Annotated in this window: 10 protein-coding genes; 2 read left to right on the forward strand and 8 right to left on the reverse strand. The window is 57.3% G+C overall.

The annotated features are described in order from the left end of the window. Positions 1-3 precede the first annotated feature (3 nt). The 7 genes from AC2D8V_RS08695 to AC2D8V_RS08725 all read right to left on the reverse strand — a co-directional run bounded on the left by AC2D8V_RS08695 (position 4) and on the right by AC2D8V_RS08725 (position 8,547). Complete coding sequence (locus AC2D8V_RS08695) at positions 4-1,434, reverse strand: UDP-N-acetylmuramoyl-tripeptide--D-alanyl-D-alanine ligase (protein ID WP_484733134.1); 1,431 nt, start codon at positions 1,432-1,434, stop codon at positions 4-6. Next, positions 1,431-2,912 (reverse strand): UDP-N-acetylmuramoyl-L-alanyl-D-glutamate--2,6-diaminopimelate ligase, encoded by a 1,482-nt coding sequence (locus AC2D8V_RS08700; protein WP_484733135.1) that lies wholly within the window; start codon positions 2,910-2,912, stop codon positions 1,431-1,433. Before AC2D8V_RS08700 ends, AC2D8V_RS08695 begins: the two co-directional genes overlap by 4 nt. A 16-nt stretch (positions 2,913-2,928) precedes the next feature. Next, on the reverse strand, positions 2,929-4,710 hold the full coding sequence (locus tag AC2D8V_RS08705; protein WP_484733136.1) for a peptidoglycan D,D-transpeptidase FtsI family protein: 1,782 nt from the start codon (positions 4,708-4,710) through the stop codon (positions 2,929-2,931). After that, positions 4,707-5,060 (reverse strand): cell division protein FtsL, encoded by a 354-nt coding sequence (gene ftsL, locus AC2D8V_RS08710; RefSeq protein ID WP_484733137.1) that lies wholly within the window; start codon positions 5,058-5,060, stop codon positions 4,707-4,709. The genes AC2D8V_RS08705 and ftsL overlap by 4 nt, the downstream gene beginning before the upstream one ends. Then, the gene (gene rsmH / locus AC2D8V_RS08715) at positions 5,057-6,052 is read right to left on the reverse strand and encodes a 16S rRNA (cytosine(1402)-N(4))-methyltransferase RsmH (protein ID WP_484733138.1); all 996 of its coding nucleotides are present in this window, start codon (positions 6,050-6,052) and stop codon (positions 5,057-5,059) included. The genes ftsL and rsmH overlap by 4 nt, the downstream gene beginning before the upstream one ends. Next, the gene (gene mraZ, locus AC2D8V_RS08720; protein ID WP_484733139.1) at positions 6,052-6,558 is read right to left on the reverse strand and encodes a division/cell wall cluster transcriptional repressor MraZ; all 507 of its coding nucleotides are present in this window, start codon (positions 6,556-6,558) and stop codon (positions 6,052-6,054) included. Before mraZ ends, rsmH begins: the two co-directional genes overlap by 1 nt. Before the next feature lie 915 nt (positions 6,559-7,473). Then, on the reverse strand, positions 7,474-8,547 hold the full coding sequence (locus AC2D8V_RS08725) for an Mrp/NBP35 family ATP-binding protein (protein ID WP_484733140.1): 1,074 nt from the start codon (positions 8,545-8,547) through the stop codon (positions 7,474-7,476). A 216-nt stretch (positions 8,548-8,763) separates the two neighbouring features. Here AC2D8V_RS08725 and AC2D8V_RS08730 point away from each other — a divergent pair, with 216 nt between their 5' ends. Further along, entirely contained in the window at positions 8,764-8,997 is a 234-nt protein-coding gene (locus AC2D8V_RS08730) for a DUF1127 domain-containing protein (protein ID WP_484733141.1), read from the forward strand. Between the two features lie 415 nt (positions 8,998-9,412). On the opposite strand, the gene AC2D8V_RS08735 is transcribed toward AC2D8V_RS08730, so the two are convergent. Beyond that, entirely contained in the window at positions 9,413-11,806 is a 2,394-nt protein-coding gene (locus tag AC2D8V_RS08735; protein WP_484733142.1) for an ATP-dependent helicase, read from the reverse strand. Positions 11,807-11,912: 106 nt separating this feature from the next. Here AC2D8V_RS08735 and AC2D8V_RS08740 point away from each other — a divergent pair, with 106 nt between their 5' ends. After that, positions 11,913-13,067, forward strand: coding sequence for an alpha-hydroxy acid oxidase (locus tag AC2D8V_RS08740; RefSeq protein ID WP_484733143.1), 1,155 nt, complete (start codon positions 11,913-11,915; stop codon positions 13,065-13,067). Positions 13,068-13,167 lie beyond the last annotated feature (100 nt).

A 13,167-nucleotide genomic window follows, 5' to 3' on the forward strand; every position in this document is an offset into this window, starting at 1 on the left:
TCCTTATTCTTCTTGCAGCGGGGGATGTCCCATTTTGCGAATGGCGTCAACGACCACGGCGAGTTTCATGCTAAGCGAGCCTTTGGCCAGTACCACATCGCCACTATCGAGGTGACGCCGAACCTGCCTCGCGGCTTCCTCGGCGCTTTCGAACCAGTTGCCTTTTTGAGAGTCCGGCAGATTGTCGTGCAGGCTGCGCATGAGTGGACCGATACAATAGACCTTGTCTATTTGTGTCATTGCATCGAGGTGGGCCAGCCCTGCATGCAGCGCAATTGCGTCAGGGCCGAGTTCTTTCATGTCGCCCAGATAGGCGATGCGCCGCCCCTTCGAGACCCGGCCAATGTCATTTGTCGTGCGCGCGCCGGCCAGAACCTCCAACGCAGCTGCCATTGAGGTGGGGTTGGCGTTGTAGCTGTCATCCAGCAGATCAAGCGTCAGCCTGGTATCTACGGCGTCGAGGTGAATGCGTTCGCGCTGGCCGCGCCCCTTGAAAGGTTTCCACCGTCCGAGTGAGCCCACGGCGAGCGCGATGTCTGCGTGCAATGCTGCCATAACGGCCAGTGCGCCAAGCGCATTCATGGCAAAGTGCTTGCCCGGAGAGGCGATTTTGTACAGCAGCGGCTGTTCTGCCATTTCAGCCCGCACGACTGTTGTTTCATCTTGAATGTCAGCGCTTAACATTTTGAAATCGTAACCATTTTCACCAAAGGTGATGTCACGCAACTGGCAATCCATCGCCTTGGACATCAGGATCGCCGAGGTGTCGATGTCCGCGTTGAGAACGGCAACACCACCGGGGCATACCCCCTCAAATATGGAGGCCTTTTCCACTGCGATACCCGTGATGTTATCAAAAGCTTCCAGATGTGCGGCTGCGACGGTTGTCACCAGCGCCACGTGGGGAGACGCCATACGCGCCAGCGGCGCAATTTCACCGGGATGGTTCATGCCGATTTCGATAATCGCATATTCGGTGTCACGTGGCATGCGAGCCAGCGTAAGCGGGACACCCCAATGATTGTTATAACTGGCAACCGACCCGTGTGCCCGGCCCTGATCCGACATCATGGCCAGTAACATCTCTTTCGTCGATGTTTTTCCAACGCTGCCCGTAACGGCGGCCACCTTGCCTGTCATGCGCGCGCGCCCTGCACGCCCGAGAGCTTCGAGTGCCGATTGCACATCGTCAACGATCAAAAGCGGTTTGGCCGGATCGACACCATCCGGAATATGCCGAACGAGTGCTGCTGCTGCCCCTTTTTCAAATGCCTTTTCGACGAACTCGTGACCGTCGCGCGCGTCCTTCAGCGCAACGAACAGATCGCCAGGTTGCAAAGTGCGGGTATCGATCGACACGCCACTGGCTGACCATTCCGCGGTATTCTGCCCCCCCGTGGCGGCGGCGGCCTCCTGTGCGCTCCACAAGCTCATGCCATGCGCCCGTCTAAGGCGGAAACTGCAACACTCGCCTGCTCGACATCGTCAAATGGTAAAACATCATCGCCGACAATCTGACCGGTCTCGTGCCCCTTACCCGCTATCAGCAAGGCGTCACCCGGTCCCAGAGCGTCCACCCCACGCAAGATTGCCTCTGCCCGATCCCCCACTTCCATCGCATCCGGCGCACCGAGCAAAACAGATGCACGAATTGCGGCCGGATCTTCCGAACGCGGGTTGTCATCCGTCACAATCACCAAATCTGCATTCTCTGCAGCGGCTTGTCCCATAAGAGGCCTTTTGGTCGCGTCCCGGTCGCCTCCGGCACCGACAATCGCGATCAACCTGCCCAAGACGTGCGGGCGCAGCGCCTTGAGCGCCGTTGCGACTGCATCCGGCGTGTGGGCATAATCCACAAAGATCGCAGCACCATTCTCGCGCGTTGCGGCAAGCTGCATGCGCCCCCGGACAGTCTTGAGGTCTTCCAGCGTGCTAAAGACAGCTTCTGGCTCGTCACCACAGGCAATAACCAAAGCCGCGGCAAGCATCACGTTTTCAGCCTGAAAATCACCAATCAGCTTGAGCCGCCGAACGAACTGCTCGCCCAGATACTTGAAACACACTGTCTGGCCGGTGGCGTCCACCTGTATGTTTCCGAGATGGAGATCGCCGATATCGCGCCCGACGCTGATAACCGGACACCCGCGCGCTTGAGCAATGGCCGCCATGTCCACGCCACGCTCTACATCTATATTGATGACTGCCGTGGACTCTTCGGGCAGCAGGCGCGCAAAAAGCCCGGCCTTGGCATCGAAGTAGTCTTCGAAACTAGCGTGGTAGTCGAGGTGGTCCTGAGTGAAGTTGGTAAACCCGGCAGCTGCAAGCGTCACCCCGTCCAGTCGGCGTTGGTCGAGGCCGTGGCTGGAGGCTTCCATAGCAGCATGGGTCACGCCCTGATTGGTGGCCGCAGCCAAAGCTCTGTGCAAGGTAATCGGCTCGGGGGTTGTATGAGCCAATGGAGCAGACCATGCACCTTCGATACCCGTGGTGCCCACATTGATCGCACTGTGCCCGAGGATCGACCAAATCTGACGCACAAAACTCGTAACCGAGGTTTTGCCGTTCGTGCCTGTGACGGCAACGATTGTGCTGGGCTGAACGCCAAACCAGAGCGCGGCGGCACGCGCGAGCGCCTCGCGTGGCGCTTCCGAGACGATCACGGCAACATCGTTTTGGTTCAGGGCACTGGCGGCAGAGGCCGCCCCTTCTGCATCGGTCAGAATTGCGGATGCGCCCATTTCGATGGCCTTGGGGACAAAATCAGCACCGTGAACGCGGGTACCCGGCAGTGCGAAAAACAAATGACCCGGTGAGACATCGCGACTGTCAACAGATAGACCTGTGATCTCTGCACTGCGACCGCCGCGCGCGGTCAATCCCAGTTCTGTCAGCGATTTTGTCTGCGCGCCCATGGCCCCACCCGGTGCTTCAATTGCTGCTCAGCCTTATATCGGTCACCGCAGCAGGTTCAACGGTTGGTCGGATGCCCAACAGGGGAGCAACACGGCGGATCATCTCAGCCGCCACTGGAACAGCTGTCCAACCGGCGGTACGGCGCGGCTTGTCGCCAGTGGTTTCGACAGGCTCATCCAGTGTCACGATGAGAACGTATTTCGGATCGTGTGCTGGAAAAATCGAGGCAAATGTGGCAATTACCTTGTCCTCGTAATAGCCCCCTTGCGGGCGCGGCTTGTCGGCCGTCCCCGTTTTACCGCCGACCGCATAGCCAACCACCTCGCCAAAGCTGGCGGTTCCTTCAGTGACGACACTGCGCAACATATTGCGCGCCGCGGCGCTGGCGCGCGCACTAAAGACCTGTTCTCCCAACGAGACCTGTTCCTGTTTGAGAATCGTGGGCTGCACCTTGTAACCGCCATTGGCAATGGCCGCGTAGCCTGCGGCCAGATGCATGGGGGACGTCGAGAGCCCATGCCCGTATGAAATCGTCATTGCGCTCAACTCGGACCAGTTTTTTGGCAGCAAAGGTTTGCCACCACCCGCCTCGACGATTTCGAAGGGCGTCGCCTCAAGCATACCCAAGCGTTTCAAAAATGCGCGCTGGCGTTCCACGCCAATGCTTTGAGCCAGCCGGGCTGTCCCGATATTCGAGCTTTTGACTATGACCTGAGTCACTGACATCTCGTCGCCGTAGTTACGGAAGTCGCTGATGCGGTGTTTACCCCAGCGTAACGGCCCCTTGGTGTCGATGATGGTCTCGGGACCAGCCAAGCCAAGATCCATCGCCTGAGCGACAGTAAATATCTTAAAGGTCGAGCCCAATTCGTACACACCTTGCACCGAACGGTTGAACAAAGGGCTGTCCGAGGGGTCACCCGCTACCGCCGGGCGCGGGCGTTTATTCGGATCAAAAGTTGGTAGCGACACGACACTCACGACCTCGCCGGTGTGCACATCCATCAAGATCGATGTCGCCCCTTTTGCATTCATCAAGCGCATGCCGCCGTGAAGCACACGTTCCGCGGCTGCCTGCACGGTAAGATCCAAAGACAATTGCAACGGCTGGGTGCCATTTGCCGGGTCGCGCAGGTAGTCATCGAAATATTTCTCGACGCCGGCCACGCCGATGACTTCGGCCGCAGTCACACCTTCGCGTCCAAAGCTGGCCCCGCCCAACACATGCGCGGCCAGCTGACCATTGGGGTAAAGCCGCATGTCGCGAGAGGCGAACAACAAACCGGGATCGCCGATTTCGTGCACCGCCTGCATCTGTTCAGGACTGATTTTCCGCTTGATCCACAGGAATTTGCGCTTGCCAGTGAAATCCTCGTAGAGGTCTTCGGCTTTCAGATCCGGAAAAATGCGCGCCAGTTCCTGCGACGCATGCAGCGGATCGATCATCTGTGGGGGCTGTGCGTAAAGCGCATGGGTTTCAAAATTGGTTGCCAGCAGGTTTCCGTGGCGGTCCACAATGTCTGCGCGCGCAGCATGAATTTGCGCGCCCGGTACGTCGACGCGCGGCTCCTGCGGCTCTGACGTGGCCAGCATGCCCATCCGCAAACCCACAACCAGGAACGCACCGACAAAAAAAGCGCCCAAGACCAACAAGCGACCCTCGGCCCGTTGTCTCGCCTGATCGCGCATCTGTTCGTGACGGATCCGAATATTTTCGCGCTCGATCGCATCAGGGTTTTCGCCTTTGGAACGTGCATCAAGAATACGTGCCAGCGGACGCAGAGGCGTACGGATCATGGCAGGATTTCCCCGTCAGTTAGGTTTGCAACATCAATGACATTGAAGAGCTCAGGCTCAGGTTTGGGCGGGTATGCCACCTGATCCACGTGGCCAAACTGCTCGGGGCGCAAAGGCAAAAGTCCCAGACGATCAAAATTGATCTCTGCAAGATCGCGCAGCCGGTCGGGTCGGTTGAGATACGCCCATTCTGCGCGCAAAATAGATAGACGCTCGTGCGTCAGCCTGATGTCTTGTCGCAGTTCGCGGGTTTCAGCAAGAGCCGCTTGCGTCAGGTAGTTTTCACGATACGCCCAAAAGGCCAAGGAAATGACGCACCCTATTGTAAATATGTAAAAAAATGCCTTCATGCCACCCTCTTTTTGACCATTGGCATACCAATCTTTTTGGCGTCAACGCGACCGGCGGGCGCACCGGTACGCACCGCCACACGCAGCTTTGCGGATCGCGCACGCGGATTTCGCGCGATTTCTTCCTCGTCGGCGGCAATTGCTTTTCGCTGCGGCAGGACAAATGCCGGCGCCGCCGTCTCGACCTGAGGCGCATAACGGTTGGCGTTGCCCCCGGCGCCGGCACGCTCGGTTAGAAACCGCTTTACCATCCGGTCCTCGATTGAATGGAACGTGACCACAGCCAGCTTGCCGCCCTCTCCCAACGCGCGTTCGGCAGCCATAAGCCCTTCGAACAACTCGTGATACTCGTTGTTGACGGCAATTCTGAGCGCCTGAAAACTCCGTGTTGCGGGGTGAGATTGCCCCGGCTTGGCCCGCGGCAAACACCCTTCGATAATCTGTGCGAGATGCAACGTTTCAGTTATCGGAGCTTCTTCACGGGCGCGCAGGATGGCCCGCGCGATGCGACGGCTGGCACGCTCTTCTCCATAGTGAAAGAGTATGTCGGCGATCTCTTCTTCAGAGGCCTCGTTGACAATATCGGCTGCTGTCGGCCCCGCCTGACTCATCCGCATATCGAGCGGGCCGTCCTTCATAAACGAAAACCCGCGCTCCGCCTGATCAAGCTGCATCGACGACACGCCCAGATCCAGCACAACCCCGCTCAAATCCGTGCCGTACTCATCCATACGAGAGAAGACACCCTGGCATTGCACCAGTCGGTCGCCATAATCACCGGCCCACTCGGCGGCCATTTCAAAAGCAATCGGGTCACGATCAACCGCGATGACCGTTTCTGCACCGGCATCAAGCAATGCACGTGTGTATCCACCTGCGCCAAAGGTACCATCCAGCCAAACCCCTGACAGGGGGCTTACAGCCTTGAGAATTGCGGGCAGCAGAACAGGGATGTGGGGAGAAGACGATTGAGCTGTGGCAGCAGCAGCCATCAATGCACCTCTTTTGGCTTATCGAGGAACTCCAACGGGTCGAAGTCGTCAGGCAACTCATCCAGCCATGCTTCGGTGCGCGCGGCCTCTTCTTCCTGATAGGTCTCTGGCTGCCAAATCTGGAATGTGTCGCCCGCAGCAATAAAAAACGCCTCTTTATCGAGGCCAATTTTCTGGCGCAACTTGGCTGGCAGCACGAGGCGCCCTGTCTCATCTATTGAGGTAGGAAACGACTGACCATGATAGAGACGTTGAAGCATACGACGCTCCATCGATCCGCGCGGCAGCGCATCGATCTTGGCGTCGACCTCATCGATCGCCTCCATCGTGTAGCATTCAAGGTAATTCCTGCGATGGTCGCCGTAAACAATGACCAACTCGGGCGAAGCACCAGAAGACCAGTTCGGGTCGGCCGCCTCAATCACACGCCGAAAAGAGGCCGGGATAGACACCCGCCCCTTCGCATCGACTTTGTGATGGCTTTCGCCTCTAAACCTGCGACCCACTGCCTCTTCCCAATCTTTTGCGCCGCCCGATCAGCGGCGCGCCCCCGCCTGAAATAGAAACGGCGGGTTGATCTGCTGCCACTGATCAACCCGCCGCCCTCGTCCCGCGTTGCGGGGAAGTCCAGCTGCGCGCGCCACCTGGGGGGATGTCTGCTCGCTCGCGCGCCGGATCTCTTGGTTCGGATGAAATCGAGGTGCCTGTATGAAACCTGCTAGAGTTTTTTTGGTTTGGGGTCGTTTGGTGCCCCGGGTCTCGCTCTCATCTGATGTAGAAAGGTATAACGCGGGATTTCATGGTACAGCAAGGGATTTTTACGCACATCAGCACAAAATCTTGCTTTCTCGACACTCCGAAAACAAGATATAGACGGGAAATCTTATAAAATTCGGAATACTTAGTATTCTAGAGCGAGTGAGCCACCAGATATGGTAAAGATGAAAAATTGAGAAAAGTTCCCACATTTTCCCAAGAAATTGTTACGCAGCGTCAAGAAACCACCTTTGTTCACAAATTGTTCTCACGTCAATTCAGAGAAATCAAGCCAGAATAAGCGAATCTGGCGAATGATTCGCCCCCACGCCACCAATTTCGATGGAACGCTCCCACGATTTCCCATGCGCACTCACAGGTCGCCCAGGAAAGCCTATGGCGCAGTACATTCACGTTTGTTGACTTAAAGACCTAGAAGCGCGTGCGCAGTTCGATGCACACAGCGTCCGCGCGGTCTAATCCCGGGTCGATGAAGCCAAATTTATTGGCGCGCCGACCACGATTGCACGTCACCGCATCGTCGCTCGAAAAATCGCATTATCGTTTCGGCAACTGTACGTCCTCGCTTCAGCGCGACAGCCTCGCTAAAAGCTTCCTTGCATTCGTTGTATATAGTGTCGCGCGTAACGGTGCGTTCAACCTGACTAAGCCATCCCGCCTTTGATCAGCCCTTGCGCGATTTGCGCATAGGCCTTGGCCATCGGTCCATCACCTGCTGCAATTGGAGTACCGCCGTCTCCAGCGAGGCGTGTTTCGAGATCGATTGGCAAAGCGCCCAATAATGGAACACCCAACCGCTCAGCTTCGGCAGCAACACCGCCCTGCCCGAAAATCTGATGCTGTGCCCCGCAATCGGGACAAACGAACATCGACATATTTTCTATCAGCCCCAACACCGGCGTTTTTAAAGTGGCAAACATATCCAACGCCTTGCGGGCATCGATCAAAGCGACATCTTGCGGTGTGCTGACAACAATCGCCCCGGTCAGCTCGGACTTGGTGCATAGTGTGAGCTGCACATCCCCCGTCCCCGGCGGCAAGTCGACGAGCAACACATCAAGCTCGCCCCACTCCACCTGCCCCAGCATCTGCTGCAAAGCGCCCATCAACATCGGTCCGCGCCACACAACAGCCTTGCCCTCTTCAAGCATGAACCCAATGGACATCATAGTGACGCCATGGGCATGCAATGGGATGATCGTTTTTCCGTCAGGGCTGGCTGGTCGCTTGTTGATACCCATCATTCGCGGCTGGCTGGGGCCATAAATATCAGCATCCAAAAGACCGACCTTGCGGCCAGCCCGCGCCAGCGCCACCGCCAGGTTCGAAGACACGGTCGATTTGCCAACGCCACCCTTGCCAGACCCTATCGCCAGAATGCGCTTTACACCGGACGGTTTCGTCGGCCCGGACTGCGGTTTGGGATGGCCACCGATCTTCAGACTGGGTGGCTCAGGTTTCTTTTCAGCAGGCCCATGCGCCGTCAGCGCGACAGTTGCAGTTTTCACACCCGGAAGGTCCGCAACCACTTTTTCCGCAGCATCGCGAAGCGGACCCATTTGGCGAGCAACTTCTGGCGAAGGTGCCTCTATGACAAAGCGAACAACACCATCATCGATAACAAGTGCACGAATCAAATCATGTGCCATCAGGCTGCGGCCATCAGGCAGCGTGACCTTTTCCAGTGCGGCCTCAATTTGCGCTCTTGTTATCGACATGCCCATTTTCTCCTCATTGCGCCACTTCATGTAGCACCTGTTAGCGCCAAAACAATTCCCGGGCCTCAACTGCCTAAACCATTAGCACAAAGCATAAATTTACCTAGCGTCGCCCATGCATTTGCTGCATAGCAGCATTGTCGAAGCAGGTATTGTGCAAGCGCAGCATTAGCCTAATTATGGATCACAAGTAACGAACATCCGAAAGTTAGAGATATGGCTTACTACACACAGACACGAACCGACAGCACGATTGAGCGCGCACTTACAGCACTGGCACACGCTTTTGAAACAGCGGCCAACGCGTATGCAAAGAACCGGGTGTACCGCACCACTCTGAGCGAGCTTCACCAGTTGAGCGATCGCGAACTCGCGGATCTGGGCATGAGCCGGTCTATGCTGCGAGGCATCGCACGTGAAGCGGCCGAAGGCCACCTAGCGCGCCAGTAATAAAAGGATTTTCGAGCGTTTCTCTCCTCCTCCCTGAAACGCGCGAATGTCAGCGGTAACGTCCACCTCCTCCCGGATGTTGCCGCTCACCAACAAAGCATGCGGGAAAAACGCATGCACCCGGAACCAAAACACCGGTTCGTGGGTATCACCGGATCAGGCATTCCTCTCCTCCTCCCTGGGGTGTCTGTGACAAGGCGGTGGCATCTATCCTCCTCCCGGATGCCACCGTCCCTTATTACAGGGCCACGCGCCCGAACGATCTTGCGGGGTTTCTCCTCCCTTTATCCCGCAAAAAGAGAAAGCGGCTCTCTCCTCCCGAGAGCCGCTTTTTTCTTTTCCAAGTGCGGGACATTACATCTTGTGTCGTGCTCGATTGCTTATTGCCTAACGAGCGCGATCAAACGCAACCGATCTAAAACGGGATGTCGTCAGCGGCGTTCACGAATTTCGCAACGACTTTCTTTACACCCGCCTTTTCAAAAGAAATTTCGAGTTTGTCACCTTCTATCGCTTGTATTGACCCGTAACCGAATTTTTGGTGAAACACCCGTTCGCCGACGGTAAAGCTCGATACCGCTGCCGCGTCGATTACAGTATTTCGCGCTTCTCTGGGTTGGCTCATCGGACGCTCGAAACTGCGCGACTGCAGACGCCGCCATCCCGGAGAATTATAAACATTCGCTTCTGCTGCCTGCTCGTGCAACGTGCTGCGCGGCGCTGCAGCCCCGTACCCTCCACCATACAGCCCAGGTGGTGTCAGCACATCCACATGTGCTTCGGGCAATTCGTCAATAAAACGAGACGGCAGAGAGTTTTGCCACTGGCCAAAAACCCGCCGGTTGGCAGCGAAGGAAATCGTGCACACCTCTTCGGCCCGTGTGATGCCGACGTAGGCTAGCCGCCGTTCCTCCTCCAGCCCCTTGACCCCGCTTTCATCCATGGAGCGTTGCGACGGGAACAGTCCGTCCTCCCATCCTGGAAGAAATACGACCGGAAACTCCAATCCTTTGGCAGCATGCAAGGTCATGATCGACACTTTCTGCTCCGCCTCATCGGATTCGTTATCCATGATCAAACTTACATGTTCGAGGAAACCCTGCAGGTTCTCAAAGCTTTCAAGCGCCTTGATCAATTCCTTCAGGTTCTCAAGACGTCCGGGCGCTTCTGGCGTTTTGTCATTTTGCCAATGCGCCGTGTAGCCGCTTTCGTCTAAAATGATTTCGGCCAGTTCCATGTGACTGATCTCTGGCGCGCCATCACCGCCATCGTCGACCACCGCTTCTGCATCCACCGGCACCCGCGCGCGCATCAGGCCGCCCCAGCGGTCTATGCCTTCCACCAACTGAGCCAAGGCTGCGCCGCCTTTGCCGCCAATCGCCTTGGCTTGCACGCAAAGCCGCGCGCCTTCAAACAGGCTTACGCCATTGGAACGGGCCATGCGCTGAATGGTTTGCTGAGCCTTGTCGCCGAGGCCCCGCTTGGGTGTATTGACGATCCGTTCAAAGGCAAGATCATCGTCCGTGCTGACCACGATGCGGAAATATGCCATCGCATCACGAATTTCCATGCGCTCGTAAAAACGCGGCCCACCGATAACCCGATAGGGCAGCCCGATGGTCAGAAACCTGTCTTCAAAGGCGCGCATCTGGTGCGAAGCCCGCACAAGAATAGCCATTTGCTCCAACCCGAACTTGGCCATGCCCCGGGTACCGCGTTGTGCGGCCTCTATCTCTTCGCCGATCCAACGCGCTTCCTCTTCGCCGTCCCAATGACCGATCAACCTGACCTTTTCGCCCTCGGTCAGGTCGGTGAAGAGCGTTTTGCCAAGCCGCCCCTTGTTCCCTTCAATGACAGCCGATGCCGCGCCGAGAATGTGCGGTGTGGAGCGGTAATTCTGTTCAAGTCGGACGACATGCGCGCCGGGGAAATCCTTTTCAAAGCGCAGAATGTTCCCAACTTCGGCCCCGCGCCACCCATAGATCGACTGATCATCGTCACCGACGCAGCAGATGTTCTTGTGCCCCCCCGCCAGCAGGCGCAACCACAGATACTGAGCAACGTTAGTGTCCTGATATTCATCGACGAGTATGTAGGCGAACCAGCGCTGATACTGTTTGAGAACGTCTTCGTGATTTTGGAAAATGGTTACCATGTGCAACAGCAGATCGCCAAAATCGCAAGCGTTCAGATCAACGAGCCTTTGTTGATATTGCGCATATAGCTTTACACCCTTGTGGTTATATGCGCCCGCGTCCGCGCTCGGTACTTTGTCCGGCGTCAGGGCCCGGTTCTTCCAGCCGTCGATAATGCTGGCAAGCTGGCGGGCCGGCCACCTCTTGTCGTCGACCCCCTCCGCCTGAACCAACTGTTTCAGCAGCCGCAATTGGTCATCTGTATCCAGAATCGTGAAATTTGACTTTAGACCGGCCAGTTCGGCATGACGGCGCAGCAGCTTGACGCAGATCGCGTGAAATGTACCCAACCAAGGCATGCCTTCGATCTGTTGACCCAGCATTTGGCCGACGCGGTTTTTCATTTCACGCGCGGCCTTGTTCGTGAAAGTAACTGCCAGAATTTCGTTCGGCCGTGCGCGCCCGGTGTTCAGCAGGTGCACGATCCGCGCCGTCAGGGCGCGGGTTTTGCCGGTTCCCGCCCCCGCCAGCATCAGAACGGGCCCGTCCATTTGCTCAACCGCTTCGCGTTGCGCGGCATTCAACCCATCAAGGTATGGTTGCGGCCGCGCAGCCATGGCGCGCACCGACAGCGATGCGCCCTCAAAGGCATCCATGTCATCAAAACTGCTCATGGGCGCAATGTAGCCTGTGAGACGCAAAAGTTAAAGAGAAGTTCACACTCTGTTCCACTGCTTTTCTCCGCTGGACAATTTGCGCGTGCAAGGCACAAATGCCGTAATGGATTTACACAGCCGCTACCCCGCCATCGACGACCTGCGCCGCAAAGCGCGCAAGCGCATCCCGGCCTTCGTCTGGGAATATCTGGATTCTGCAACCGGAATGGAACAGACCAAAGCGCGAAATCGCGCACGGCTGGACGAGATCGGCTTTTGGCCATCAATCCTGCATGGCGAAGTCAAACCCGACCTCTCCACGAAATTTCTCGGGCACACGCGTCCGTTGCCCTTTGGAATTGCACCGGTCGGCATGTCTGGACTGATGTGGCCGGATGCCGAAACCATTCTGGCCCGCGCAGCCCGGCACGCCCAAATTCCCTACACTCTGTCAACAGTGGCCAGTCAGTCCCCCGAAGATCTCGCCCCCAGTATCGGCGAGGATGCATGGTTCCAGATGTACCCCCCACGCGACGAAGACATCCGACGCGACATGTTGGCGCGCGCACGCTCTGCAGGCTTTAGCACACTTGTTCTTACGGTTGACGTTCCGGTGGCCTCACGCAGGGAAAGGCAAACAAGATCAGGCCTGACGCAACCGCCACGCCTGACGCCGCGGCTGCTGTCGCAGGTTGCGCGGTGTCCGGTCTGGGCCGCGGGAATGGCAGTTCGCGGCATGCCCCGCATGCGCGGACTGGCAAAATATACACCGAAAACCACAACGGCGCTGTCTTCAACTCTACACGCAGGCTACTTGCTGCGCACGTCTCCCGACTGGGACTATGTCAGTTGGCTGCGCGACCATTGGACCGGACCGTTTATCGTCAAAGGCGTGCTGCGAGCCGAAGACGCACAACCCCTGAAAGACCGCGGCATTGACGCAATTTGGGTATCCAATCACGCCGGCCGTCAGTTCGACGCAGCCCCCGCAACCATCGATGCACTTCGCAGCCTACGCGCGGCAACGACCTTGCCGCTTATTTTTGACAGCGGCGTCGAAGGCGGGCTCGATATCCTGCGCGCCTTTGCGTGCGGCGCAAACTTCGTCATGCTGGGCCGCGCGTTTCACTACGCGGTTGCCGCACTGGGCCCCAACGGTGTGCCTCACCTCATAGACATCCTTGAAAAAGACTTGCAGGCCAACATGGGACAGTTGGGTGCCAAATCCCTAAGCGAATTGCCACCTCCATTTGATCTGGGCTCATCCCCGCATCTTTGACACCACAAATATTCCGGCCTGAGGCATAACGTTCTGTAAGGTGCCGCACTTCACATTGCGGCGCGCTTATATTTGCATACTTCGCCGCAGCGCGGCAAAA

The sequence above is a fragment of the Roseobacter sp. YIN89 genome, assembly GCF_057219365.1.

Excerpts from the sequence above, each read along its gene's own strand:
- AC2D8V_RS08695 (WP_484733134.1), bottom strand. The coding sequence starts at position 1,434 with ATGAGCTTGTGGAGCGCACAGGAGGCCGCCGCCGCCACGGGGGGGCAG.
- AC2D8V_RS08700 (WP_484733135.1), bottom strand. The coding sequence starts at position 2,912 with ATGGGCGCGCAGACAAAATCGCTGACAGAACTGGGATTGACCGCGCGC.
- AC2D8V_RS08705 (WP_484733136.1), bottom strand. The coding sequence starts at position 4,710 with ATGATCCGTACGCCTCTGCGTCCGCTGGCACGTATTCTTGATGCACGT.
- ftsL (WP_484733137.1), bottom strand. The coding sequence starts at position 5,060 with ATGAAGGCATTTTTTTACATATTTACAATAGGGTGCGTCATTTCCTTG.
- rsmH (WP_484733138.1), bottom strand. The coding sequence starts at position 6,052 with ATGGCTGCTGCTGCCACAGCTCAATCGTCTTCTCCCCACATCCCTGTT.
- AC2D8V_RS08725 (WP_484733140.1), bottom strand. The coding sequence starts at position 8,547 with ATGTCGATAACAAGAGCGCAAATTGAGGCCGCACTGGAAAAGGTCACG.
- AC2D8V_RS08730 (WP_484733141.1), top strand. The coding sequence starts at position 8,764 with ATGGCTTACTACACACAGACACGAACCGACAGCACGATTGAGCGCGCA.
- AC2D8V_RS08735 (WP_484733142.1), bottom strand. The coding sequence starts at position 11,806 with ATGAGCAGTTTTGATGACATGGATGCCTTTGAGGGCGCATCGCTGTCG.
- AC2D8V_RS08740 (WP_484733143.1), top strand. The coding sequence starts at position 11,913 with ATGGATTTACACAGCCGCTACCCCGCCATCGACGACCTGCGCCGCAAA.